At 68.5% G+C, this 23,817-nt stretch carries 22 protein-coding genes and 1 pseudogene; 14 read left to right on the top strand and 9 right to left on the bottom strand.

Annotated features, from left to right (window positions below):
• Window position 1: 1 nt before the first annotated feature.
• The 3 genes from H4Q84_RS19055 to H4Q84_RS19045 all read right to left on the bottom strand — a co-directional run bounded on the left by H4Q84_RS19055 (window position 2) and on the right by H4Q84_RS19045 (window position 3,270).
• Complete coding sequence (locus H4Q84_RS19055) at window positions 2–643, bottom strand: lytic transglycosylase domain-containing protein (protein WP_248580646.1); 642 nt, start codon at window positions 641–643, stop codon at window positions 2–4.
• A gap of 203 nt (window positions 644–846) precedes the next feature.
• Complete coding sequence (locus H4Q84_RS19050; RefSeq protein ID WP_282580269.1) at window positions 847–2,190, bottom strand: PhoH family protein; 1,344 nt, start codon at window positions 2,188–2,190, stop codon at window positions 847–849.
• Window positions 2,191–2,493: 303 nt separating this feature from the next.
• On the bottom strand, window positions 2,494–3,270 hold the full coding sequence (locus H4Q84_RS19045) for an isoprenyl transferase (RefSeq protein WP_248580645.1): 777 nt from the start codon (window positions 3,268–3,270) through the stop codon (window positions 2,494–2,496).
• Window positions 3,271–3,339: 69 nt separating this feature from the next.
• Between H4Q84_RS19045 and H4Q84_RS19040 the strand changes: the two genes are divergently transcribed.
• From H4Q84_RS19040 to H4Q84_RS19030, 3 genes are all read left to right on the top strand, one after another.
• Window positions 3,340–3,858 (top strand): hypothetical protein, encoded by a 519-nt coding sequence (locus H4Q84_RS19040; RefSeq protein ID WP_248580644.1) that lies wholly within the window; start codon window positions 3,340–3,342, stop codon window positions 3,856–3,858.
• Window positions 3,858–4,307: a YetF domain-containing protein gene (locus H4Q84_RS19035; protein WP_248580643.1), complete on the top strand. Its 450-nt coding sequence runs from the start codon at window positions 3,858–3,860 to the stop codon at window positions 4,305–4,307. Before H4Q84_RS19040 ends, H4Q84_RS19035 begins: the two co-directional genes overlap by 1 nt.
• Before the next feature lie 75 nt (window positions 4,308–4,382).
• Entirely contained in the window at window positions 4,383–5,123 is a 741-nt protein-coding gene (locus tag H4Q84_RS19030) for a hemolysin III family protein (RefSeq protein WP_248580642.1), read from the top strand.
• Between the two features lie 3 nt (window positions 5,124–5,126).
• Here the strand turns inward: H4Q84_RS19030 and H4Q84_RS19025 are convergent, their stop codons facing one another.
• On the bottom strand, window positions 5,127–6,356 hold the full coding sequence (locus tag H4Q84_RS19025) for an alpha-hydroxy acid oxidase (protein WP_248580641.1): 1,230 nt from the start codon (window positions 6,354–6,356) through the stop codon (window positions 5,127–5,129).
• A gap of 164 nt (window positions 6,357–6,520) precedes the next feature.
• Here H4Q84_RS19025 and H4Q84_RS19020 point away from each other — a divergent pair, with 164 nt between their 5' ends.
• Window positions 6,521–6,898, top strand: a complete 378-nt coding sequence (locus tag H4Q84_RS19020) for a hypothetical protein (RefSeq protein WP_248580640.1) — start codon at window positions 6,521–6,523, stop codon at window positions 6,896–6,898.
• Here the strand turns inward: H4Q84_RS19020 and H4Q84_RS19015 are convergent.
• Window positions 6,876–7,787: a DUF1353 domain-containing protein gene (locus tag H4Q84_RS19015; protein ID WP_248580639.1), complete on the bottom strand. Its 912-nt coding sequence runs from the start codon at window positions 7,785–7,787 to the stop codon at window positions 6,876–6,878. The genes H4Q84_RS19020 and H4Q84_RS19015 overlap by 23 nt on opposite strands.
• 461 nt (window positions 7,788–8,248) lie before the next feature.
• On the opposite strand from H4Q84_RS19015, the gene alc reads away from it, so the two are divergent.
• The gene (alc, locus tag H4Q84_RS19010) at window positions 8,249–9,199 is read left to right on the top strand and encodes an allantoicase (RefSeq protein ID WP_248580638.1); all 951 of its coding nucleotides are present in this window, start codon (window positions 8,249–8,251) and stop codon (window positions 9,197–9,199) included.
• Here the strand turns inward: alc and H4Q84_RS19005 are convergent.
• The gene (locus H4Q84_RS19005) at window positions 9,189–11,135 is read right to left on the bottom strand and encodes a thioredoxin domain-containing protein (RefSeq protein ID WP_248580637.1); all 1,947 of its coding nucleotides are present in this window, start codon (window positions 11,133–11,135) and stop codon (window positions 9,189–9,191) included. The genes alc and H4Q84_RS19005 overlap by 11 nt on opposite strands.
• A 124-nt stretch (window positions 11,136–11,259) precedes the next feature.
• On the opposite strand from H4Q84_RS19005, the gene H4Q84_RS19000 reads away from it, so the two are divergent.
• A complete protein-coding gene (locus H4Q84_RS19000) occupies window positions 11,260–12,540 on the top strand; it encodes a site-specific integrase (protein ID WP_248580636.1) in 1,281 nt (426 codons plus the stop codon).
• A gap of 84 nt (window positions 12,541–12,624) precedes the next feature.
• On the opposite strand, the gene H4Q84_RS18995 is transcribed toward H4Q84_RS19000, so the two are convergent.
• Window positions 12,625–13,338 carry a hypothetical protein gene (locus H4Q84_RS18995; RefSeq protein ID WP_248580635.1) on the bottom strand — a complete coding sequence of 238 codons (714 nt, stop codon included), beginning with the start codon at window positions 13,336–13,338 and terminating at the stop codon, window positions 12,625–12,627.
• A gap of 384 nt (window positions 13,339–13,722) precedes the next feature.
• Between H4Q84_RS18995 and mobF the strand changes: the two genes are divergently transcribed.
• Window positions 13,723–16,254, top strand: a complete 2,532-nt coding sequence (gene mobF, locus H4Q84_RS18990; protein WP_248580634.1) for a MobF family relaxase — start codon at window positions 13,723–13,725, stop codon at window positions 16,252–16,254.
• Here the strand turns inward: mobF and H4Q84_RS18985 are convergent.
• Window positions 16,209–16,913, bottom strand: coding sequence for a helix-turn-helix transcriptional regulator (locus H4Q84_RS18985; RefSeq protein WP_248580633.1), 705 nt, complete (start codon window positions 16,911–16,913; stop codon window positions 16,209–16,211). The two genes, mobF and H4Q84_RS18985, sit on opposite strands and share 46 nt — an antisense overlap.
• A 110-nt stretch (window positions 16,914–17,023) precedes the next feature.
• Here H4Q84_RS18985 and H4Q84_RS18980 point away from each other — a divergent pair, with 110 nt between their 5' ends.
• The 5 genes from H4Q84_RS18980 (at window position 17,024) to H4Q84_RS18960 (ending at window position 22,027) form a co-directional block, all read left to right on the top strand.
• Window positions 17,024–17,272, top strand: coding sequence for a helix-turn-helix domain-containing protein (locus tag H4Q84_RS18980; protein ID WP_248580632.1), 249 nt, complete (start codon window positions 17,024–17,026; stop codon window positions 17,270–17,272).
• Between the two features lie 5 nt (window positions 17,273–17,277).
• Complete coding sequence (locus H4Q84_RS18975) at window positions 17,278–17,559, top strand: hypothetical protein (protein WP_248580631.1); 282 nt, start codon at window positions 17,278–17,280, stop codon at window positions 17,557–17,559.
• A 70-nt stretch (window positions 17,560–17,629) separates the two neighbouring features.
• Entirely contained in the window at window positions 17,630–18,793 is a 1,164-nt protein-coding gene (locus H4Q84_RS18970; protein WP_248580630.1) for a hypothetical protein, read from the top strand.
• The gene (locus tag H4Q84_RS18965; protein ID WP_248580629.1) at window positions 18,765–19,577 is read left to right on the top strand and encodes a GSU2403 family nucleotidyltransferase fold protein; all 813 of its coding nucleotides are present in this window, start codon (window positions 18,765–18,767) and stop codon (window positions 19,575–19,577) included. The genes H4Q84_RS18970 and H4Q84_RS18965 overlap by 29 nt, the downstream gene beginning before the upstream one ends.
• Before the next feature lie 107 nt (window positions 19,578–19,684).
• Window positions 19,685–22,027, top strand: coding sequence for a DEAD/DEAH box helicase (locus tag H4Q84_RS18960; protein ID WP_248580628.1), 2,343 nt, complete (start codon window positions 19,685–19,687; stop codon window positions 22,025–22,027).
• 159 nt (window positions 22,028–22,186) lie between these two features.
• Here H4Q84_RS18960 and H4Q84_RS18955 read toward each other — a convergent pair.
• Window positions 22,187–22,357: pseudogene (locus H4Q84_RS18955) on the bottom strand (DUF255 domain-containing protein); the annotation flags it as partial.
• 481 nt (window positions 22,358–22,838) lie between these two features.
• On the opposite strand from H4Q84_RS18955, the gene H4Q84_RS18950 reads away from it, so the two are divergent.
• Both H4Q84_RS18950 and H4Q84_RS18945 read left to right on the top strand, forming a co-directional pair.
• Complete coding sequence (locus tag H4Q84_RS18950) at window positions 22,839–23,333, top strand: hypothetical protein (protein WP_248580627.1); 495 nt, start codon at window positions 22,839–22,841, stop codon at window positions 23,331–23,333.
• Between the two features lie 206 nt (window positions 23,334–23,539).
• A complete protein-coding gene (locus tag H4Q84_RS18945) occupies window positions 23,540–23,800 on the top strand; it encodes a hypothetical protein (RefSeq protein WP_248580626.1) in 261 nt (86 codons plus the stop codon).
• Window positions 23,801–23,817: the final 17 nt, after the last annotated feature.

Genomic DNA, 23,817 nt, shown 5'->3' with positions numbered 1-23,817 from the left:
TTCAGTACCAGCCGTGGCCCTGCTTGAAGCCCCACGCGCTGCACGGGGTGCCGTAGCGGCTGGCGATGTAGTCGAGGCCCCAACGGATCTGCGACTCGGCCGAGGTTATGTAGTCCGATGGCAGGTCGTGGGTCGCGGTGAGCGCCTGCGGGATGCCGTACGCCGAGGAGCTGGGGTTGTCGGCCGTGACGCGCCAGTTGCTCTCGCTGACGTAGAGCGAGTCGAGGCAGGAGAACTGCGAGTCGTCGAAGCCGTACTCGGAGAGCAGCGCTCGGCCGATCTCGCGCGGGTCGGCGTCATCGAGGTTCTCGGTGCGGGTGGTCGCGATGCCCTGGGTGCGCGAGAGCGCGGCCTTCTTCGCCGGGTCGGTGACCCGGCGGCGGTCGGAGCGCGACACTGTGCCCTTGGTCGCGCGGTCGCTGAGGCGCTCCTCGGCGAGGGTGTCACCGGCCGCGGAGCTCAGGTCGGACGACGCCTGCGAGATCGCCGGGGTGTCGGAGAGGACACCGCCGGCGACGCTGACGCCGGTCGCGACCACGGCGGCGCCCGACAGGGCAGCAGTGGTGCGTACGACGCGCTTGCGGGCGTTCTTGGCGGTTGCGCTGGGGGCGCGGTGCGACGGAACGTACTTCGTAGACGACACGACTCTCACAGGGGCTTGACGACAATGTGCGGGGAACCGGTCGCATCGACGTAGGACGCCGGACCCGAAAGATCACGAAACGGTCACGAGCCACCTTGCATGAGTCCCGTATGCGGTGCAAACCGAACGACGCGATTCGGGCGAGGAAATTCGCCTCATCCGTCGCACGGTTCACACCCGCCACACGGGCCTCGTGCATCACGTCACAGCGTGACGTTCTCCAGCATCTCGGTGACCAGGGCCGCGATGGGCGAGCGCTCGGACCGGGTCAGCGTCACGTGGGCGAACAGCGGGTGCCCCTTGAGCTTCTCGATCACCGCGACGATGCCGTCGTGTCGGCCGACGCGCAGGTTGTCGCGCTGGGCGACGTCGTGGGTGAGCACGACCTTCGACCCGGCGCCGATGCGCGAGAGCACCGTCAGCAGCACGTTGCGCTCGAGTGACTGTGCCTCGTCGACGATGACGAACGAGTCGTGCAGCGACCGACCCCGGATGTGAGTCAGCGGCAGCACCTCGAGCATGCCGCGGTCCATCACCTCGTCGATGACGTCCTTGCCGGCCAACGCACCCAGGGTGTCGAAGACGGCCTGCGCCCAGGGCGACATCTTCTCGTTCTCGGAGCCGGGCAGGTAGCCGAGCTCCTGGCCGCCGACGGCGAAGAGCGGGCGGAACACCACGACCTTCTTGTGCTGGCCGCGCTCCATCACCGCCTCGAGACCTGCGCACAGGGCCATCGCAGACTTGCCGGTGCCCGCGCGGCCACCGAGCGAGACGATGCCGACCTCGGGGTCGAGCAGCAGCTCGAGGGCGATCCGCTGCTCGGCGCTCCGACCGTGGATGCCGAATGCCTCACGGTCGCCGCGCACCAGGTGGACCTGCTTGTCGGGACCGACGCGGCCCAGCGCGGTGCCGCGGTCGGAGACGAGGACCAGCCCGTTGTGGCAGGGCAGGTCGCGGGCCTCGGCCAGGTCAGCCACGCCGTCGGCGTAGAGCTCGTCGAGGACGTCGGCTGCAACCTCGAGCTCCGCCATGCCGGTGTAGCCCGGGTCGGAACTGCTGCCGCCGTTGGGGCCAGTCTCGGCTCGATATTCTTGGGCGTCCAGGCCGATCGCCGAGGCCTTGATGCGCAGCGGCATGTCCTTCGACACGAGGGTGACCAGACGACCCTCGTCGGCGAGGTTCTTGGCGACCGCGAGGATCCGGGTGTCGTTGTCACCGAGACGGAAGCCCGAAGGCAGTGACCCGGGGTCGGTGTGGTTGAGCTCGACGCGGATCGAGCCACCTTCGTCGCCGACCGGGACCGGTTCGTCGAGTCGGCCGTGGAGGATGCGCAGCTCGTCGAGGGCTCGCAGCGCGGAGCGGGCGAAGAACCCGAGCTCAGGATGGTTCCGTTTGCCCTCCAGCTCGGTGATCACGACCACCGGGAGCACCACCTCGTGCTCGGCGAAGCGGCGCATCGCGGCGGGATCGGCCAGCAGGACGCTGGTGTCGAGGACGTACGTGCGGTTCTTGGACGAACTGCGCTTGACCTGCTTGGTGGCAGCCACGACATCTCACCCTCACGGCACCGCGCGCTCACTCGACGCCCGGCCCTAGTTCACGCTGACGGACCGGGAGCTTCCCTGGATGTGGGAAGAGACCCGAAAGCCGGAGTGCCGGCTCCCTCGGGCGCGTGGGAGCGGCTGCCCCCAGTGGCGTCCTGCGTAGTCGTCAACGTTCACGATCGGGCCTCCCGATGCGGTGAGCTTCCCCACTCACCGATACGGAAAACGTACGCCTGGGGATGCCGGAATATGGGCAACACGCCCGAACTCGTGGTGAACACACGACGGCCGCCCAAGGCTGCGTCGTCAGGACCCGAACCGGCGCTCGCGCTCGGCGTACGCGCGAACGGCGCGGAGGAAGTCGACGCGCCGGAAGTCGGGCCAGTAGGCCTCGCAGAAGTAGAACTCGCTCTGCGCGCTCTGCCAGAGCAGGAAGCCGCCGAGGCGCTGCTCCCCCGAGGTGCGGATCACCAGGTCGGGGTCGGGCTGGCCCTTGGTGTAGAGGTGCTCGGCGATGTGCTCGACGTCGAGGGTCTCGGCGAGCTCCTCGATGGAGGTGCCCTTGCCGGCGTGCTCCTGGAGCAGGGAACGTACGGCGTCGGCGATCTCCCGCCGCCCGCCGTACCCGACAGCGACGTTGACGAGCAGGCCGTCGACGTGGCGGGTGGACTCCTCTGCGGCTTTGAGGTTGCGGGCCGTCGAGGCCGGCAACAGGTCGAGGGAGCCGACGGGGTGCAGCCGCCACCGGCCCTGCTCGGCCAGTGCGGACACCGCGCCCTCGATGATCCCGAGCAGGCCCTCGAGCTGGTCTGCGGGACGGTTCAGGTTGTCGGTGGAGAGCAGCCACAGGGTGACCACCTCGACGCCGACCTCCTCGCACCAGCCGAGGAGCGGTTCGATGTTGGCGGCGCCGGCGCGGTAGCCGTGTGCGGTCTCGGCGCCCACCGCCTTGGCCCACCGCCGGTTGCCGTCGAGCATGACACCCACGTGCTTTGGCAGCCGGTCCGGCGGGAGTCGACGGACGACGCGAGCTTCGTACGCCGGGTAGAGCACCCGTCGTACCGCGTCCTTCCAGTTCGCCACGTCCTCGATGGTAGAGGAACATCGGCGCGCCGCCTGCCCCTGGCGGCCGCTCGGGGGCAGGCTGACCCGGTGAGCGACGACACCACCAGCGACCTGCGCGATGCGCCGCCCGGTCGACGCAGCCGGTGGACAAGGCACGCCGGCGTCGCCCTGCTCACGCTGATGCTGGCCGCTGCGGCGGTCGGACTGCTGGGTCCCCGCACTGCGGACACCTCCGACAGCGCGGGCGATTGGTCGCTGGGCGTCACCTACCCGCAGATCACCCGGGCCGGTCAGCCGTCCCCATTGACCCTCACGGTCACCAACGCGACCGGCTTCGGGGACACCGTTCGGATCCGGCTGTGCGACGAGCTCTTCGACGACCTGGACTTCCAGGCGTGGTACCCCGCGCCGTCGTCGGAGACGGACGACGGGCCATGGCTCTACTACGAGTTCGACCCCCCGCCCTCGGGCAATCGTCTCGAGATCAGCCTCGATGCCCGCACCGCTCCCGGGCACCTCGGGGGGCGCCTTCCCTGCGACATCGCGGTCCTCTCGGGAGACCAGCCGACCGCCCAGGTCTCGTTCACGGTCTGGAGGCTGCCCTGATGGACGTGCTCATCCGTGCGCTGATCGTCTTCACGTTCCTGTGGGTCGTGGTCCGGATCTCGGGGAAGCGTGAGGTCGCCCAGCTCTCGGCGTTCGACATGATCCTGCTCGTCACCCTCGGCGACCTGGTCAGCCAGGGCATCGTGCAGGAGGACTTCTCGGTCACTGCTGCCCTCGTCGCCGTCGCCACCTTCTCCGTGGCCAGCATGCTGCTGGCCTGGCTGGGCACCCGGTTCCCGTTCATGGCCCCCGCCCTGGCCGGCCGCGCCCGGGTCGTGGTGCGCGACGGCGAGCCGTTGCTCGACGTACTCACCGGCGAGCGACTTACCATCGACGACCTCCACGAGGCAGCCCGCGAGAAGGGCATCCGCCGCCTGCGCGATATCGAGCTGTGCGTCCTCGAGACCGACGGCGGGTTCTCCTTCTTCACCTACGACGCCAGTGCCTGAGCCGTCCGCTGAGCGACCGTGACCCTGTCACGCGAAATGCAGACGGACTGGGTCGACTCACGTACCTTGGAGCGCATGAACGACTCACTGCGCAACCGGCTCGACGACGTCCACGGGCGCGTCGACGATGCCGCGGGCGCGATCAGTGAGGCGATCGCAGAGATCAAGCCCCGCCTGCGCGGCTGGTCCCACGCCGTCGTCGCACCGCTGGCGCTGGCCGCCGGCATCGTGTTGGTCGCGCTCTCCCCCAACGCCACCACGCGCGTCGGATCGGCCATCTTCGCCGCGTCCGCCCTGGTGCTCTTCAGCGTCTCCGCGATCTACCACCGCGGCACGTGGTCACCGCAGGTGCACGAGCGGCTCAGGCGGTTCGACCACTCCAACATCTTCATGCTGATCGCCGGCACGCTGACCCCGTTCGCGCTGCTGCTGCTCGACGGCGCCGACCGGTGGGTCATGCTCGCCATCTCGTGGGGCGGTGCGTTCGCCGGCGTCGGTCTCAAGGTGTTCTGGGGCAACGCTCCCCGCTGGCTCGATGCGCCGATCTACATCGTGCTGGGCTGGGCGCCCGTCTTCTTCCTGGGCGACTTCATCTCCGGCGCCATGGACTATGGCCCCGGAGTGGGCACCACGCTACTCGTCCTCGTCGTCGCCGGCGGCGGCCTCTACACCGTTGGCGGCATCGTCTACGGCACGAAGTTCCCCAACCCGTCGCCCCAGACGTTCGGCTTCCACGAGGTGTTCCACACCTTCACGATTCTCGCGTTCGTGACGCACTACGTCGGCATCTCCATGGCCACGTACTCACTGCGCTGACCCTCAGCTGCGCGGCGCCAGCCGCTGCAGGGTGGTGACGTGGCCGGGCGTGAGCTCGTCGAGTGAGCTCACGCCGAGCAGCCGCATGGTGCGCTCGATCTGGCCCTGGAGGATCTCGATGGTGCGGTCGACGCCGTCGCGGCCACCGGCCATCAGTCCGTAGAGGTAGGCGCGCCCGACCATCGTGAAGTGCGCGCCGTGCGCGATCGCGGCCACGATGTCCTGGCCGGACATGATGCCGGTGTCGAGATGCACCTCGAGGTCGCTGCCGACCTCCTTGACGACCTGCGGGAGCAGGTGGAACGGGATGGGCGCGCGGTCGAGCTGGCGGCCACCGTGGTTGGAGAGCACGATCGCGTCGACACCTGCGTCAGCGAGGCGGCGGGCGTCGTCGACGTTCTGCACACCCTTGACCGAGATCTTGCCGGGCCACTGCGACCGGATCCACTCGAGGTCCTCGTAGGTCACCGTCGGGTCGAACATCGTGTCGAGCAGGTCGGCGACCGTGCCCGACCAGGCGTCGAGGCTCGCGAATGCCAGGGGCTCTGTGGTGAGGAAGTTGATCCACCAGGCCGGCCGCGGGATCGCGTTGAGCACGGTGCGTGGCGACAGCGTGGGCGGGATGGTCATGCCGTTGCGTACGTCGCGGAGCCGGGCGCCGGCCACGGGCACGTCAACCGTCACCAGCAGCGTGTCGAAGCCGGCCGCAGCGGCGCGGTCGACCAGCGCCATCGAGCGGTCGCGGTCCTTCCACATGTAGAGCTGGAACCAGTTGCGACCCCCCGGTGTCGCTGCAGCGACGTCCTCGATGCTCGTCGTACCCATCGTGGAGAGGGCGAACGGGATCCCCGCTGCCTCGGCGGCCTGCGCCCCGGCGATCTCGCCCTCGGCCTGCATCATCCGGGTGAAGCCGGTGGGCGCGATGCCGAAGGGCAGCGCCACCTTCTTGCCGAGCACCTCACGTGAGGTGTCGATCTTCGAGACGTCACGCAGGATCGCGGGGTTGAACTGGACGTCGGCGAACGCCTCCCGGGCGCGGAACAGCGAGACCTCGCCGTCGGCAGCCCCGTCGGTGTAGTCAAAGGCAGCCTTGGGCGTACGACGCTTGGCGATCGTGCGCAGGTCACTGATCGTCAGCGCCTTCTCGAGCCGTCGCTTCTTCGGCGACATCTCCGGCTTCTTGAACTTGAGCAGGGGGGCCAGGTCGTGTCGGTTGGGCAGCTGCCGCTTCATCGGTTCACTCCGATTCCGAGACGGGCTTGCGCACCATCCCAGTCGAGGCCAGGTCCGCACCGAGTGCCCGAACCTGTACGAGCACGTTACCCAGAGCCGCTGCCCCGACGTGGCCCTGCTCACGTTCGGCAACCATATGCGCCGCTCGCACGTCGTTCCAGGTGATGTCCGAGAACACCAAGACCATTCAGATCTCCTGGCCGCACGTGGTCGGCGGCTCCGTCGCCGCCGCCACCGCGGCTGCCCTCTCGACCCGGCTTGGCCTGGTCGGCACCATCGTCGGCGCGGCCGCGGCGAGCATCGTCAGCGCCCTCGTCGCCGCGACGATTGCCGGCTGGCTCGAACACCTGCGCCGAGTCGCCGTCGACCGCGAACCCGCGCGCTGGCAGGGCTTCGTCGTCGGCACGGCCGCCATCGCGCTGGTCGCTGTCGCGTTCAACACCGGGATGGACCTGGTCACCAGTGACCTGCCGAGCGATGCGTTCGCGACGCGCTTGCTGGCGGAGATGGGGCTCGGGGCTAGACGCTCAGCGCCAGGGTGACGGCGATCGCGACGGCCACCGCGAGCGCGGCGATGCCGGCGGTGACCATCGGCCACCGAGCGGAAGCCCGCTCGACTGCGAGGTAGGAACCAGCGATGGCGGCCAGGCCAAGGGTGACGGGCAGAAGCACGGCAAGGAGTACGCCGACGATCGCGCCGGCCATCCGGAACCGACCCCATAGCAGACCGAGTGCGACCGGGATCGTCACGGCGCCCGCGAAGCCGCCGACCACCTCGAGCCACCACGGCCGCTCCCCCATCCACGGCAGCTCGAACGTCGCCGGCCACGCCAGGTCGAACAGGTCGGCGATCGCGCTGTAGCCCAGCACGACGATGCCGAGCACGGTGAGCGCCACCGCACCGCGGTAGCGCCACGTCGTCGCTGCCGCCCAAGGCAGGTCCCGGCCCAGCACGAGCGTGGCCAAGGTGACCGCTGACCACACGATCCAGCGGCGTACGACGCCGGTGCCGGTGTCGGCCATCGCATCGCGGAAGATACGGTCGGCCTCCACCCGGTCGACGCGGTGCCCCAGGGTCGAGACGTAGGAGGCGGCCTCGTCGGGGTCCTGCACGAGGCCGTCGTGCAGCAGCGCGGCCGGCAGGTGCGCGCCCGTCTTGGGCACCAGCCACGTGAACAGGGCAGGCACCGACGTCAGGTCGGTGCGGAACGCATCCGGGTCGGCGGGCACCAGCAGCTCGCCCAGATGGCGGTCGTCGTAGGCGATGCGACGTTCCATGCTGAACGACTCGAGGCCGGACTCGGTGTGCCGCTCGAGAACGATGCGCGGATCCTGACCAGGATCGGGCGGCAGGCCGGGCTGCTGGTCGCGCCCGGGAACACCGCCGTCGTAGAAGCGGCGTACCTGCTGTCGGACCCGAGCGATCTCCACCGGATCAGCGTGGCACAGGGCGCCGACATCGCACCGGATCCGGAGGTTCTGTGACTAGCGTGAAGCGATGGAGGTCTACGACTTCAATGCCCTCCCGAACGAGGCGCGGACCCTCGTCTCCGGTTGCCTCGACACCGGTGACTTCGGCGACGTCTGGGGCGGGGTCGCGTCGCTCCGGCTGCGGCTTTCCTTACCTGGACCGCTGCGCGGAGCCGCGGGATCGAGCTCGCGTCGGTCGTGCGGTGGATGTCGGCCGCGCCGGCGGACCTCGTCGTGTTCGCTCCCGATGAGACGTTCACCGACGACCCCGCGCGGCTGCACCACCGCAACCCCGTGTCGCCGTACGCCGGGGCAGAGCCTGCCGGCGCGGTGCGCGACGTGTGGCTGCGCGGACAGCCAGTTGTGAGGGGTGGCAGGGTGGCCGACATACCGACCGGACGACTGCTGAGGAGAGGAAGCCGATGACCGACTTCACGGAGTTGCCGGACCTGGCCTCGCGAGCACTCGCGGGCAGCGTGGTCGCGGCCAACGACGAGTTCTTCGCGGCTCGCGAGAACCTGATCCAGCCCGGACCTCCTGCGGTGGTGCCCACGTTCGGCCACAAGGGCAAGGAGTACGACGGCTGGGAGACCCGACGCCGCCGCGAGCCCGGTGTCGACTGGGCGATCGTGCGGCTCGGCGTGCCCGGAGTGATCCACGGTGTTGTTGTCGACACGGCGCACTTCCTCGGCAACTACCCGCCGTTCGTCTCGGTCGAGGCCGCCTCGGTCGACGGCTATCCGTCCGCTGCCGAGCTGGCGGACCTGCACTGGGAGCCGATCGTGGCGCGGTCGCCGGCTGCCGGCGGCTCGGTGAACTCCTACCCGGTGACCGATCCCCGGGACTGGACGCACGTGCGGCTCACCCTGCATCCGGACGGGGGCGTGGCCCGGTTCCGCGTGCACGGCACGCCCGCCCCCGACCCACGCTTCCTCACCGGCACCATCGACCTGGCTGCCCTCGAGAACGGCGGCGGGCTGGTCTCCTGCTCCGACGCCTTCTACGGATCCGCCGAGAAGATGATCCTGCCCGGCCGCGCCCACGACATGGGCGAGGGCTGGGAGAACGCTCGCCGTCGCGACGGCGGCAACGACTGGGCCGTGTTGCGGCTTGCCGGCGCGGGCGTCGTACGTCATGTCGAGCTGGACACGTCGTACTTCCTCGGCAACGCGCCGGGCTGGGTGCAGCTGTCAGGCTGCGCCGACCTGGACGCAGGCGAGTGGTTCGACCTGGTGCCGAAGCAGCGCTCCCAGCCGGACACCCGTCATCGCTACCTCGTCGCCGAGGACCGACCGGTCACGCACGTCCGGCTCGACGTCTACCCGGACGGCGGGATTGCCCGGCTCCGGGTGTGGGGCGAGCTCACGAGCTGAAGATGTCGTCCGGTTCGGTGACCGGACGCTCGCACACCATGCCTCGACAGACGTACGCCGCGGGCCGGCCGTCGACCTCGCCACGACCCTCGAGCAACGGAATGCCCTCGACCCCGGGCTCGGCGACGACCACCACGGCACCGGGCTTGCGCAGCGCGCGGTGGGCCAGCGCATCCCTTTCCGCACCCGGCTTCCCGACGACTGCGATCTCGAGCGGACCGTCGAGCATGCTCTGCGCAGCGGCGAGCGACCAGCCGGCGAACCGGGGCGCCCGCTCCATCAGCGTGGCCACGCTCGCCAGTGCCTCCTCGGCGGCCTGCCGGTGGCGTCCCGACCCGGTGAGCGCGGCGTACGTCGACAAGGCCTGCGCCGTGCTCGACAGCCCCGACGGGCTCGCGTTGTCCGAGGGGTCTCTCGGTCGGGCCACCAGCTCCTCGGCAGCTGCGGAAGTGTCGTGGAATCCCCCGTCGTCGGCCCTGAAGTCGCGCAGCGCCACGTCCAGCAGATCGCCGGCCACCTCCAGCCACTCGGCCTCGGCGGTGGCCGCCGCCAGGTCGAGCAGGCCGAGCGCCAGCGCGCCGTGGTCCTCGAGCACCGCGGCATGCCGGCCGACCACGCCGTCGCGCGACACCCGGCGCAGGCCGTCGTCGGTGAGGTGTACGTCGACCACCAGGCGCGCCGCCGTCCGTGCCGCGTCGACGTACTCGTCGACACCCAGCAGCCGACCAGCAGCGCAGAGACTGCTGATGGCCAGCCCGTTCCAGGCGGCGACGACCTTGTCGTCGCGGGCCGGGCGGATGCGCGTGGCCCGCGCGTCGAAGAGCCGGCTGCGCACCCGGGCGAATCGCTCGGCGTCGTCCGGCTCGCGCAGCAGCTGCAGCGTCGAGGCGCCGTGCTCGAAGGTGCCGGCCGCGGTCACCTCGAACGTCTCGCCCGCCCACACCGCGTCCTCAGGACCGAGCACCTCGAGCAGCTGCAAGGGAGTCCAGGCGTAGAACTTGCCCTCGACACCCTCGCTGTCGGCGTCGAGCGCGGATGCGAAGCCGCCCTGCTCTGTGCGCAGCTCGCGCAGCAGGAAGTCAGCGGTCTCGCGGGCCACCCGCTCCCCCAACGGCCCGCCCCACCGGGCATAGACCCCGAGCAGCAGGGCGTTGTCGTAGAGCATCTTCTCGAAGTGCGGCACGACCCAGTCGCGATCGACGGCGTACCGCGCGAAGCCGCCGCCGAGCTGGTCGTACATCCCGCCCCGCGCCATCACCTCGCAGGTCGCATCGAGCATGGGCGAGCCACCACGGCGCAGCAGGAACTCCAGCACCATGCTGGGCGGGAACTTCGGCGCACCGCCGAACCCGCCCGACTCGTCATCGAAGTCACCCGCCAGCACCGTGTGTGCGCGTTCCAGCACCTCGGCGTCCACCGGGCCGGGCGTCATCGCCGACTCGCGGCGCAGGTGCTCGCGGATCTGGTCGGCCGTGCGGCGTACGTCGTCACCGCGGTTGGCCCACGCGTCGGTGAGCGCCTCCAGCACCTGGCGGAACGACGGCTGCCCGTGCCGCGGCTCGTCGGGGAAGTAGGTGCCCGCGAAGAACGGCGTCGCGTCGTGGTCGAGCACGCACGTCATCGGCCAGCCGCCGTGCCCGGTCATCGCCGTCGTCGCGGACATGTAGACCGCGTCGACATCGGGCCGCTCCTCCCGGTCGACCTTGATGCTCACGTAGTGCTCGTTCAGGTACGCCGCGGTGGCGTCGTCCTCGAACGACTCGTGGGCCATCACATGGCACCAGTGGCACGCGGCGTACCCGATGCTCAGCAGCACGGGCACGTTGCGGCGCCGAGCCTCCTCGAACGCGGCGGGTTCCCACTCCCACCATTCCACTGGATTTTCCGCGTGTTGGAGCAGGTAGGGGCTGGTCGCGTTGGCGAGGCGGTTGGCCATTTCCTGTGACTCCTGACGAGTGGCACGTGCACAGATTCTCTTGAATGATGCATGAAAGTGATGCGCGATGGATCTGCAACGGGTCCCCCTGTGGCCCGGTGGCACCAGCCTAGGAGGCGGTCTCGTGGCCACACGCACTCAACCCAAGCTGCTCGCTCAGGGCAAGCCGCGCACGCTCGGCGGCACGAGACGTGCTTGGCGGGTTCGTCTCTACGCCCCCGGATCGGGCAACAACAAGTACCAGGTCTACTTCCGGGCACCCGCTGGCGAGGGTGAACCGTGGAAGCGGGTGCTGCGCCGCGCTGCCTCCGAAGAGGAGGCCCGCAAGATCTTCGCCCAGGCCGAGGCCGCGCTCGACACCGAGCAGGCGACGCCCGTCGGCGCTGATGTGCGCGCGTCGCGAACGATCCGGATGCTCGGCGAGGAGTACCTCAGGGATTCGATCGAGCGCGGCAAGCAACCCCGGACGATGGAGCAGCGCGAGTCCCGGCTCAACGCCCACATCCTGCCGACCATCGGCGACGTGCCCGTGACGAAGTGGCGAGTCGAGCACAGCCGCAAGGTGATGGAGAAGGGATCGAAAACCCTCTTCTCCACCCGCGGCCGCGAGGACCTGCGCGGCCAGCTCGCCGCGATGCGCAAGCTCGCCTGGCGCTTGGGCTGGCTCGACCGGAGCATCGATCCCCTGGACGGACTTGAAATCTGGCGAGCGGATGTGCTCCACGGAGCGACCGCCCAGTACGTCGATCCCCGCCTGCGGCCAGAGACCCGTCAGGTGCACGCCATGGCCAACGCAGCCGACCAGCTCTGCGGCTCCGACGGCACCGACCCGTTGATGACCCGCCTCCCGCTCTTCGGAACGAAGATCCGCGTGGCGGGATTCGGTGGGCTCCGCCTCGGCGAGCAGAACGCATTGCGTGCGATCGACGTCTTCTTCGACCGGGGCTACGTCCACGTCAACGGTTCCTGGATCACACCCCGCCGCGTGCCCGGGTTTCGTGGCCCAGTGAAGAACCACACCCTGCACGAGGTCCCACTCCCCGGGTCACTACTGCGCGACGAACTCCTCCCCCGGGTCAAAGAGTTGCTCGGGCTGCCCGCCAAAGCGTCACTCCAGCAGGTAGCCAACGCTCAAGGGGCGGAGCGGCAACGACGGGCAGACTTAGCAGCCCGTGAGCCCGACAAGAAGCTCGCCTGGTGGAACTTCCGCGTGCCACCCGAGGATGAACTCTGGCTCTTCGTGGACACCATCACCGGCCTCCCGGTCAAACCGGAGCTGCACAACGAGCGCTGGCACCGCATCCGCGCCTGGGTCGAGGAGAACGATCCCGAAAACGCCTGGCCCGCGCACGATCGTCTATCGCAACCTTCGCCACCACGCGGCGACCAAGTGGTTCCACGATGAGCTCGGCGAGCTGAGTATGTCAACCTGATGTGGCCCCGCCGTGACGGCCGAGAGGGGCCCCACCGAACACTGGAACTCGGTTTGCTATGAGGAGTTGTCTTTACCCAGCACGTCGGTCCGGGCTGCGTCGGCGACGAGTACGTGCGCGGGCGCCGTGACCAAGCCTGAGCCCAGCAGCACGGCCGTTGCGGTGTACTCGCCCGGTTCGATGCTCGTCAGATCAGGAAGCCACCTCACGGGGAGCCAGCCGTACCCCTGTTCATCGAGTTCGATTGGGGGTCCGAATCCGGAGAAGACAACCTCCGAGGGTTGCGGCAACCAGGTGCCATCTCGCGCATGGGCAAGTCGCCCTACGACATGGGTCTTCTCGATAGCCATTGGATCGATGGACCCGCCGTTGACACGATTGATTCGGACTTTGATTTCGGCGAGTTGCTGCGCGAGCGCCAGATTCAACGAGTTCGAAGGCCACGCGAGGGTGAACTCGTGCGCCGCTTGGCTCGCGGCGGGGGTGACGCCGACCGGCCAGGTCGTGATGCCTCGCCATCCCTCCTTTTCTGCGGTGAGGTAGACGATCCACCAGTCGTCGCTGCCGTCTTCGGCCGGGGAGGCAAAGACGGGTGTCGGAGCGTCTTGGGTTCCTTCGACGGTCAGCAATCTCCACCCGCGTGTCGGGGGAGCGCCTCGAGACGTGTCCGGCGGCATCTCGATGCGGAGCACGGGCTTGCCGTTGAAATAGGTCGGCAGGTTGCCACCCTCATCGTGAAGCCGGATCTCATCGAATTCGTTCTGGTCCAAGCTGACTCTTGTTACTTCGGACATGTCGACACCACCCTTTTCGGCCGGTCACGATCAGTAGAGGCAGTACATCTTGCTGCCGCCTAGGCACTGGGCCGTGCTGGTCTTGACTCCGTCGTAGTAACGCGTGCTGTTGGGCGTGAATGTGGCCGTCATGCGGACTCTGTCCACCGTTTCCTTGTTCGTCTGGTTCTGGTGGGCGACGCCTTGGGACCCTGAGCCATTGCCATCTTGGACACCGCCCTCACCCGCCTGCTCACTGCCGCAAAAAGACCCGTTGCAGTACGAAAGTTCGTAGGGGCACGGGCGCGAGAACCGGCTCTGACCAGCGGATATGTGGTTGTCGACGGTTGTTGAGGGAGGTGGATTCAGATGCACGGTGGCATGAAGGTCTACCGGGGCGCAGCCGCGGCCGCGCGACACTACGTCGAGGCAGACCGCTCCCGGGCCGACGACTACTACCTCACCGAGGGAAGCGGCGTCGCGATGCGCATGGTCGCCGCCCCCGATGGCATCGAGCACCGACACGACATGGATGGTGAGACCTACGAGCAGTGGGTCGCCGGATACGACATCGAGACGGGTGCGGCCAAGGGGCGGTTGAGGACCGATGACCAAGCGGTGCGGTTCGTCGAAGTCACCGTCAACGGGCCGAAGACGTGGTCGCTCGCGGCGGCGCTGCACCCGGAGGTCGCGGCGGCCTATGACACCGCACAGATGGAGGCCGCCGAGGAGATCGTCGGTTGGCTCGCCTCGCACGCGACGACCAGGGTCGGGCCACGCGGCCGTCAGATGCAGGTGCCAGTCGAGCAGATCGAGGCAGCCGTCGTACGTCACTTCACCTCCCGAGCCGGTGACCCGCACCGGCATCTGCATCTCCAGATCAACGCCCGGGTCTTCGCCGAGGGCAACTGGCGGGGCATCCACACCGTCGGAGTGCGGGACAGCTTGGAGGCGATCAACGGGATCGGGCATGCAGCCGTGATGACGAACCCGGCGTTCCGGGCAGCGCTGGCCGCACACGGTTTGACCCTCGACCCCGAGGCTGGCGAGGTCGCCGAGCTAACGCCGTACGCCGGGGCGTTCAGCGCCAGAGCACGGCAGATCGAAACCAACATCGACTCCTACGAAGCCCGGTGGCGTTCCGAGCATCCAGGTGAGGAACCCGGCCCGGTATTGCGGCAGGCATGGGACCGCCGCGCGTGGCCGGACGCTCGCCCCGACAAGATTGTGCCGACCTCGGGTGAGGAGTTGCGGCAGCGGTGGGTCGAGGAGCTGCGCGAGCTGGACTTTCGACACGCCGCCTCCGGCGGCGGCTCGACCACCGAACTCAAGGCCGGCGTGCTGGACCGGCACGCCGTGGTTGACCTGGCGCTCGTCCGGCTCGGCGCGCGCCGCTCCGCGTGGAACGCTGCCGACGCACGTGGTGAGGTCGAGCGGCTGCTCGCCGCCACGGGTGACGTCATCGAGGGAATGGTGCGGCGCGAGCTGGCCGAGGACCTGACCGCCCGGGTCGTCGCCGCTTCCCGTCCCCTGCTCGGCCGACCGGACGTCCCTGAGCACGTCCGCGCACTGACGTCGGCAGACGTGCTGGCGATCGAGCGCGAGATCGTTGACCGGATCACGCAACGCGCCGAGGCCAAGGACATCACGATCGTCGAGGGTGCGGCGGGGGCAGGCAAGACCACCCGGTTGGCCGCGACCCGCGACCGAGTGCACGCGGCCGGTCACCGCATGGTCGTCGTCACCCCGACCCGCAAGGCCGCCCAGATCGCCGAAGGCGCGCTCGGCGCGTCGTCCTACTCAGCTGCCTGGCTGTTGCACCAACAAGGCTTCCGCTGGGACGACGATGGCCGGTGGAGCCGGGTCGCAGCATCGCCTGATGTTGCCGCCCGAACCCGGCCCGGGGACGTCCTTGTCGTTGATGAAGCGGGGATGCTCGACCAGGACACCGCCCGCGCACTCCTGCATCTGGCAGACGAGACCCAGGCAAGATTGATCTTGGTCGGCGACCGCCACCAGCTCCCCGCCGTCGGACGAGGCGGCGTTCTCGACCTCGCTGTCCGCTATGCACCCGATCGCGTCACCCAACTCGACACTGTCCGGCGGTTCGCCGACCCCGCTTTCGCCGAGTTGTCGTTGCGAATGCGCACCGGCGAGAAGCCCGGCGAAGTGTTCGACGAGCTGGTGTGCCGTGGCGAAATCGTGGTGCACGCCAGCGACGTCGAGCGACAGCAAAAACTCGCGGTGCGCACGACGTACGGCGAGCTCGTGGTCGCCGACACCCGCGAGCAGGTCACCAAGATCAACGGCCTCGCGCATCAGGTCCGCAAGGCCGTCGGCGAAGTCACCGACGAAGTGGTGAGTGCCTCGGGCGAACGGATCGGCATCGGAGACAAGATCGCCACCCGCCGCAACGACCGCGACACCGACGTCGCCAACCGGGAGACCTGGACCGTCCTGGCCTGCGACAACGGTGCCCTCGCCGTCCGCGGCGACTCGGGCAAGCGAGTCCTGCCGCCCGACTATGTGCGCCAGCACGTCGAACTCGCCTACGCCACCACTGCGTACGGCGCCCAAGGCTCGACCGTGCCGGTCTCTCATGTCCTGATCGGGGACCACACCGGGGCCGCCTCCGCGTACGTCGGCATGACCCGCGGCCGAGAACGCAACGTCGCCCATCTCGTCGCCGAGTCCGTCAAGGACGCCCGCACGCAGTGGATCGACGTGTTCGGGCGCGACCGTGCCGACCTAGGCCCGGCACATGCGGCCGGCGCTGCTGCCGAAGCGATCGACCGCCACGGCCCGAACGCACCGGGGCGACCTACAATGCGTCGCCCAGCGCCCCGGCGTCACGAGGACGACTTCGGCTACCGGCCTCCAGCGTCCTCCGCCGGCCCGAGCCTCAGACTCTGATCTCCCTGAGGCATGGGACGCGGATCGAATCGAGAGCGTCGCGGCGGCGGCGGTGGAGGCGGGGGCGGTAGGGGTTCGTAGCCCCGGACCCGCGCGTTCCGCGCGACCTCGGGATTCTCCGTGAAGAAGAAGCGCAGCCCGTCCACCTCCAGCGGCAGCGTGGCGAGCCGGATGGCCGGCTCCCAGGCTTGCCGAACCGGATCGGGCAGGTCGAGGTCGTCCCACAGGTCGACCAAGAGGCCGCCGTCGATCCAGCGGATCATCTGCTGCGGCATGCCTCGACGGATGAGCTGCTCGTAGGCTCCCCGCCGCTCCGTCCTGTCGCGCATGCCCCCATGCATCCTGTCGGTGTTGTGGATCAGATCGGGCATCTGGATCGTGGCGAAGCACATCGGAGGCTCAACCGCCCACAGCATGCTGGGCACCCAGAACTTCACGATTCCCGCTGGATAATGCTCCACCCAGTCAACCCGTGCCCGAAGCGTGAGCTCGTAGTCCATCGAGGCGAGGATTCGGGACGCGACCTTCAGCGACGGCGACTTCAGCCCGCGCTCGTATGCCGACAACGTCGCCTGCGAGGTGCCGGACAAGGCCGCCAGCCGGGCCTGCGTCAGACCTCGTGCTCGCCGCGCTCGCTCCAGCAGGAATGACCGGTCCATACCCGAGGACGATACCCAATCGGATGTATTTGGCCTCCCATCTGGCAGACCTCGCGCACCTACCTCCTGACAGCGGATCCACCAACGATCCGCCACAACCAGGAGGAAGCATGAACAAGAACCCCGTCGACGTCCCCTTCCACGCCCGTCACGAGGACGAACTGCTCACCCTCGACGAGGTCGCCGAGATCCTGATGACCTCGCCGAACACCGTCCGCTGGTGGCGCCAGATCGGCACCGGCCCCGACTTCTTCAAGATCGGCCGGCGGCTGTACACCACGGTCGGCGACCTGCGCCGCTGGATCCGCGAGCAGCGGCTCGCCTCCCAGCCCGTCATCGGTCGACCGAAGGCGGTGTGATCCCGATGGACGACCCGCGCAACATCTTCCTCGACGCAAGGGAGGTGATGCGCCGCTACGGCTGGGGCAAGACCAAGGGCTACCGCAACCTCAAGGACCGAGAACTGGTGCCGCCGCCCGTCATGACCCACCCCGACCGATGGCGACTCGACCAGCTCCTTGCGTGGGAGGAGAAGCGCATGGCCCTGGCCCAGGCAGCGTTGGAGGCTCTCGTCGCACCCGACCGAGACGAGATGACCGTCATCGACCTACTCCCCCAGCCCAAGCGACGGCGCCGGTCGGCATGACGCATGTGTGTGTGGACTTCCCGAAAATAAGGATCTTCCACGACATGCGGAATTCGGCTATTATCAAGAAATGGCCGGAGTCCTGCGCACGCTCACCTTGCCCTCCGAAGGGTACGGCGATGAGCCCAAGAGCGAGGCCGACGTCCTGCTGACATCGGCTGCCCGGATCCAAGCCGCGCTCCCGACGGGCTGGACCGTCCAGGCGAAGACCGAGGTCGGCGGACTGGATGTCTCCACCAACACCTCCCGCCGCCCCGCCTCACGGCTCTCTCTCATGCGAGAAGGAAAGACCGTGCTGGCGTACGTCGTCGAGGCCAAACGTGCCCTGGCTTCGAACTACCTGCTCCCCGCCATCAATCAGCTCCTCGCCTTCCAGGACGCCCGGCCCGCCAACTCGACCCGGATCCAGCCGATGCTGGTCGCTCGCTACCTCAGCCCCCAGCAACAGCGCGTGCTGCAAGAACGGGGCATCGCCTACGCCGACGCAACAGGAAACCTGTACCTCACATCGAACGACCCGCTGATCCTGCTGTCCGATCGAGGTGCGAGTACTGATCCGTGGCGGGGTCCCGGACGCCCGACGACCAGCCTGAAGGGCCTCCCCGCCGCTCGGCTCGTGCGTGCGCTGGCCGACTTCGTCCCGCCGTACTCCGTCGCGGATCTCGCCGATCTGTCCGACGCATCCCTCGGCGCCGCCTACCGCCTCAGCGACTATCTCGCCGGTCAAGGGCTGCTGACCCGCGGCGAACGCGGGCCGATCACGGATGTCGACTGGCCCGAGCTACTGCGGCGGTGGAGCCAGGAAGCTCGATACCTCGACACCAGCACGACGCGGGGCTTCCTCGAACCGCGCGGTCTTGACAACCTCGTCGAGAAACTCGCCAAGCAGACACCAACGCAGCGCTACGCAGTGAGCGGCTCCCTGGCCACCCAGCCCTATGCCTCATACGCTGAAGCTCGTTTAGGACTCATCTACGCGGACGACCCGCTGACGCTCGCGTCGGACCTCGGTCTGCGCCCCGTGGAGACCGGCGCCAACGTCATCCTCGCCGCGCCCCGCTCCCCCGTGGTCTTCGAGCGCACTTCGACCTGGCGAGACATCACCATCGTTGCCCCCAGCCAAGCCGTTGCCGACCTCCTTGGCGGCCCCGGCCGAAACCCCGCCGAAGGCGACTACTTGTTGGACTGGATGAAGGAGAACCCGGATGCCTGGCGCCGACAAATTGATCGTTGAAGCCCGTGCCGCTCTGCTCGATGCAGTCGCAGCCCTCGAAGCCCACAAGGACTCGGTGATCCTCATCGGCGCTCAGGCGATCTACCTGCGCACCGGCAACGCCACCTTCGCTCTGGCCGAAGCCACCAAGGACTCCGATCTGGCCATCGACCCGCGGAAGCTCGGCGAGGATCCGCGTCTCGAGGAGGCGATGACCGGCGCAGGCTTCATCCTTAACCCGGTCAGCCAGCAGCCAGGTGCCTGGATGTCGCCCAACGGGATACCCGTCGACCTGATGGTCCCCGAGCACCTCGCCGGCTCCGGCAGCCGGCGCGGCGTCCGCATCCCGCCCCACGCCAAGCACTCGGCACGCCGTGCGGTTGGCATTGAAGCGGCGATCATCGACCAGTCCCCGATGACCGTCGAGTCCCTCAATGGAGACGGACGAAGCGCCATCATCAACGTCGCAGGTCCGTCGGCCCTGCTCGTAGCGAAGCTCCACAAGCTCGGGGAGCGGGTGGGAAACCCAGACCGTCTCAACGACAAGGACGCGCACGACATCTACCGACTGCTGGTCGCAACCGAGGCCCCTGACCTGGCCGAGACCGTCCGGCGGCTTCTCACGGACAAGCTGTCCCAGGAGGTCACGGCCCAGGCGCTCGCCTACCTTGAGCAACTCTTCGTAAGCCCGGAGGCCCTCGGGTCCACGATGGCCGGACACGCCGAGGAAGGAGTCGGCCAACCGGACACCGTTTCGGCTGCGGCTAGCTTCCTCGCGCAGGACCTGCTGTCAGCCTTGGCCTGATGGGAACCAGCGGCCGGCTGTAGCTACGGCTTCGTCAAGATCTGGCGCGACCGCTTCCTCAACACGCCCCCCAACCTCGTTCTCGTCCAGATACCAGGATTGACGCCGTGAGCAACCTGCAAGCCGAACTCGAGAGCTTGAGGCGCGAGAACGCGCGCCTGCGCAAGCTCCTCAAGCTGACCGACGCGGAGGCGTCTCCATCTCGCGGTACCCAAGCGGCGTGGTTCGACAAAGCACCTGGTTCGGTGGACGCTCGTTCGTCCTCGCAGGCCAAGGTCGAGTTCTATGCAGCGCTGTTCGGCGCACGGCGTGACGTCTATGCGATTCGGTGGGAGAACGCGCGCACCGGCAAGTCGGGGTGGATGCCCGCCGTCGAGGGCGGGTGGCGCAAGGGCCGCCCTGCATCCGAAGTGCGGCATCTGCCACTGACGCCCGAGGTGCTTGCCGCGCATCTGACCGGCGATGTCCACATCGGCCTCTATCCGATGCTCCGTGGTGACCAGACTTGGTGGCTCGCCGCCGACTTCGACGGACAGGCCGCCATGCTCGACGCACTCGCGTATCTGAAGGCGGCCAGAGCGGTTGGAGCACCAGCCGCGTTGGAGGTCTCGCGCTCCGGTATCGGCGCACACGTGTGGATCTTCTTCACGGACCCAGTGCCCGCCGCTTCGACCCGACAGCTCGGGACCGCGTTCGTCCGCGAGGCGATCGCGATCCGTGGACGGATGGACCTGCGCTGCTACGACCGGCTCTTTCCGTCCCAAGACGTCCTGCCCGGACAGGGGCCCGGTAACCTGATCGCCGCGCCGCTCCACGGCAAGTCACGCAAGCTCGGCACCACCGTCTTCCTCGACCTGGCCACGCTGGAGCCGTTCGAGGACCAGTGGGAGTACCTGTCCACGCTGGAACGTCTCACGCCCAAGCAGGTCACCAAGCTTGCTTCATCGCTCCGGGAACCGACGGTTGGCGCACGCGTTGATCGCGCCCAGCCAGCCCGATCGACCAGGACACAGCCGAGCCCTGCCCCGATCGTCCACCTCAGTCTCGACGGGACCGTGAGGATTCCGGGATCGGAACTCAGCCCCTGGCTCTACGCCACCCTGAAACACGCGGCATCGACGTACAACCCGGACTTCTACGACCGCCAGCGTCGTCGCCAGTCGACCTGGAACGTCCCGCGCATCATCACCTCCTACGACGAGACGCTTGACGACCACCTCGTTCTCCCACGCGGACTACGCGAAACCGCTACCGGCCTCATCGAGAAAGCCGGCAGCAAGATCGAGCTTGCGGATCAGCGAGTCGCCGGCGATGCACTGGAGCTCTCGTCTTCCATCGACCTCACTCCGCAGCAACGGGAAGCAGTGGCGGCCGTACTCCCACACGACCTCGGGTTAATCGTCGCGCCGCCCGGCTCTGGGAAGACCGTGATGGCCTGCGCCGTCATCGCCCAGCGAGCCGTCTCCACGCTCGTGCTCGTGGACCGTAAGACGCTCGCCGACCAGTGGCGTCGCCAGATCCAGGACCTGCTCGGAGTCAAACCCGGCCAACTCGGCGGCGGCCGTTCCAAACTCACCGGAGTCGTCGACATTGCGACCTTGCAGACTCTCGCTCGCCGAACCGATCTCGCGGACAAGCTGAGCGCGTACGGCCAAGTCGTCGTCGATGAGTGCCATCACGTCCCGGCGGCCGCGTTCGAGTCCGCGGTGCGCGCGATTCCCGCCCGGCACTGGGTTGGCCTCACCGCCACCCCGTACCGGCGCGACGGTCTCGATGACCTGATCGGCTTCCAGCTCGGTCCCGTCCGACACACCTTCGCCCACGCGGATCCCGACACACTCGAAGGCGCCAGTGCCGGCCGGCCTCGCCCTTTGCTCATCGTCCACCCCACGGCATTCCGGCTGAACGACCCGATCGATCTCTCGGTCCCGGGCACCATCGCCGGCGTGCACCGCGCCCTCGCCGAAGACGAAGCACGCAACGAGCAGATCCTCAAGGATGTGGTGGAGGCCCTCGGTCGCGGCCGACACTGCCTTGTTCTCGCCCAGCGCACCGGCCACGTCGACCACCTGGCCGCCGCCCTCACCGAGCGAGGACTCGAGCCAGTCGTTCTCAAGGGCGGCATGGGCGCCAAGCAGCGCGCGGCTGCCAACGAACGGCTCGTCCCGACCGATGGCGGTCCACCGCTACTCGTCGTCGCCACCGGCCACTTCGTTGGCGAGGGCTTCGACTGTCCTGCACTCGACACTCTGTTCCTTGCGGGCCCGGTCTCGTTCAAGGGGCGCCTCGTCCAGTACGCCGGGCGCATCCTCCGTGCCTATCCCGGCAAGCAGACCGCCGAGGTCCACGACTACCACGATGTCGATGTTCCCGTCCTCGCGGCCGCGCTCACCAAACGGGCACCCGGCTACACCAGCCTCGGGTTCCCCAACCCCCGCAAGACCAGATGACGTGCCAGGCCGAGCCAGCTTGCGCCCCGAGTGATACACGAGAGTGATACACGAAGCCCCGGAAAAGGTGTCCAACGGCGGCACTCGGCGAAACGCCGTGAACCGCGACCACCGCTCTGACCTGCGGTTTCGTTGAAATCCACCGACGACCGTCTACGCGGCGACCTCGTGGCACCAGTGGCACGCGGCGTACCCGATGCTCAGCAGCACCGGCACATCGCGCCGCCGGGCCTCCTCGAACGCCGCCGGCTCCCACTCCCACCAGTCGACGGGGTTGTCCTTGTGCTGCTGCAGATACGGGCTCGTTGCTTCCGACAGACGGTTCGCCATCCGGGGTTCTCCTGTCACGCCAACAAGTGTGGATACCTGTCGCAATCAGGGCTGACGACAGGTTTGTCAGACATACGGTCCGTTGTCAGCCAACACCCCCGGGCGGTTCCGGAGCTTTCTGGGTGGGTGCGACCTACGCCATGCTGCGGCCATCACCGCCGACCAGCAACTTCACACGGTGCGATCCCATCGCCCGCGCCACACACCACCATTCCCCCCGACCGCCGCGACGTCTTCCTCAAGATTCGGGCGTCTTGGGTGCAGGCCGCAGTCGTCGCGCTGTCATTGCTCGGCCACGAACGACGCCTGAGGCTGCCAAGGCACCGCCTCAACGCCAAGGGCGTCCGGCCGGTTGGGCCAACTGCTCCCACCCACCGCCTGCGCGGACTCGAAAGACCGCGCCGTTGGGCACGGGAACCCATGGAGCTACCACCGGGTCCGTGCCTGCGATCTGAGCCAGGGCCGCACGGATCGCATCACCGTGGCTGACCAGCGCGGTCGTTCGCCCGGGCACGAGCTCACCCAGCACGGCGGCGATCCGGGTGTGCAGCGCAGCAACGGACTCGCCACCGGCGACGGGCTCAGTCGGGTCGGACCAGTCGTGCTGTTCCGCGACAGCCCACGTGTCGTCGTACCCGCGACCCTCGAGGCGGCCCAGGCCCTGCTCCCGCAACCGATGATCAAGCTGCGCGGGGACGCCCAAGGCGTTGCTGAGGATCCTTGCGGTCTCGACCGCGCGAACCAGGTCACTTGTGACGAGCCGCTCGAGACGTTCACGTCGTTCGGCGAGGTCAGTCGAAATGATCTCCGTGGCAGCGCGTGCCTGTTCACGGCCCACGTCGGTGAGTGGCGGGTGCGACGTCTGGCCTTGGGTGAGTCGACGCACATTCCACTCAGACTCACCGTGTCGGACGAGGTAGACGCAAGCCACAGGGTCGATCCTCCGCACGACGTCGAAAAGCAAGGACAAGACTAGGCCGTCTCTCGCATATCTGTGGAGACGGCGTCTCGTAGCCAGATCCTGATCGAGGCGACGTCGATGGTTCCTCGGTAGATGAAGTCGCGCTTGTCGTACCGGGTGGCAGCGCAGCTTGTGCACGGCCCGCTCGACGACGTTGCGCTGGCGGTAGGAGGCCGCGTCGAGGCCGCGTCGAGGCCGGGGAGCCGACCGCGGCCGCGGAGGTGGCCACGGATGCCCTGGAGGAGTACGCCTTGTCGGCCAGCAACTCGTCCGGGCGGGTGCGCGGACGCCCAGGGCCGTTGCGCAGGACGCGCAGCTCGTCCATCAGCAGCTCGAAGGCCAACGAGTCGTGCCGCTGCCCGGCGGTGGTCAGCGTGACCAAGGGGCGGCAGCGGGCGTCCGCACCGGACACCGAGGACGAGACAAACCTCGAGCTGGCGCTTCTGTCAGGCGTCCACGACCCGGCCCCCCACCAGCTTTAGGCCAGTTGCGGCCCGCT

Source organism: Nocardioides sp. InS609-2 (genome assembly GCF_023208195.1).
Classification (GTDB): Bacteria; Actinomycetota; Actinomycetes; order Propionibacteriales; family Nocardioidaceae; genus Nocardioides.
Note: the sequence above shows the minus strand (reverse complement) of the source record. Positions and strands in the feature narration are given on the sequence as shown.

Excerpts from the sequence above, each read along its gene's own strand:
- H4Q84_RS19005 (WP_248580637.1), bottom strand. The coding sequence starts at position 11,135 with ATGGCCAACCGCCTCGCCAACGCGACCAGCCCCTACCTGCTCCAACAC.
- mobF (WP_248580634.1), top strand. The coding sequence starts at position 13,723 with ATGAAGGTCTACCGGGGCGCAGCCGCGGCCGCGCGACACTACGTCGAG.
- H4Q84_RS19030 (WP_248580642.1), top strand. The coding sequence starts at position 4,383 with ATGAACGACTCACTGCGCAACCGGCTCGACGACGTCCACGGGCGCGTC.
- H4Q84_RS18970 (WP_248580630.1), top strand. The coding sequence starts at position 17,630 with ATGGCCGGAGTCCTGCGCACGCTCACCTTGCCCTCCGAAGGGTACGGC.
- H4Q84_RS18975 (WP_248580631.1), top strand. The coding sequence starts at position 17,278 with ATGGACGACCCGCGCAACATCTTCCTCGACGCAAGGGAGGTGATGCGC.
- H4Q84_RS19025 (WP_248580641.1), bottom strand. The coding sequence starts at position 6,356 with ATGAAGCGGCAGCTGCCCAACCGACACGACCTGGCCCCCCTGCTCAAG.
- H4Q84_RS19035 (WP_248580643.1), top strand. The coding sequence starts at position 3,858 with ATGGACGTGCTCATCCGTGCGCTGATCGTCTTCACGTTCCTGTGGGTC.
- H4Q84_RS18985 (WP_248580633.1), bottom strand. The coding sequence starts at position 16,913 with ATGGACCGGTCATTCCTGCTGGAGCGAGCGCGGCGAGCACGAGGTCTG.
- H4Q84_RS19020 (WP_248580640.1), top strand. The coding sequence starts at position 6,521 with ATGTCCGAGAACACCAAGACCATTCAGATCTCCTGGCCGCACGTGGTC.
- H4Q84_RS18965 (WP_248580629.1), top strand. The coding sequence starts at position 18,765 with ATGCCTGGCGCCGACAAATTGATCGTTGAAGCCCGTGCCGCTCTGCTC.
- H4Q84_RS18980 (WP_248580632.1), top strand. The coding sequence starts at position 17,024 with ATGAACAAGAACCCCGTCGACGTCCCCTTCCACGCCCGTCACGAGGAC.
- alc (WP_248580638.1), top strand. The coding sequence starts at position 8,249 with ATGACCGACTTCACGGAGTTGCCGGACCTGGCCTCGCGAGCACTCGCG.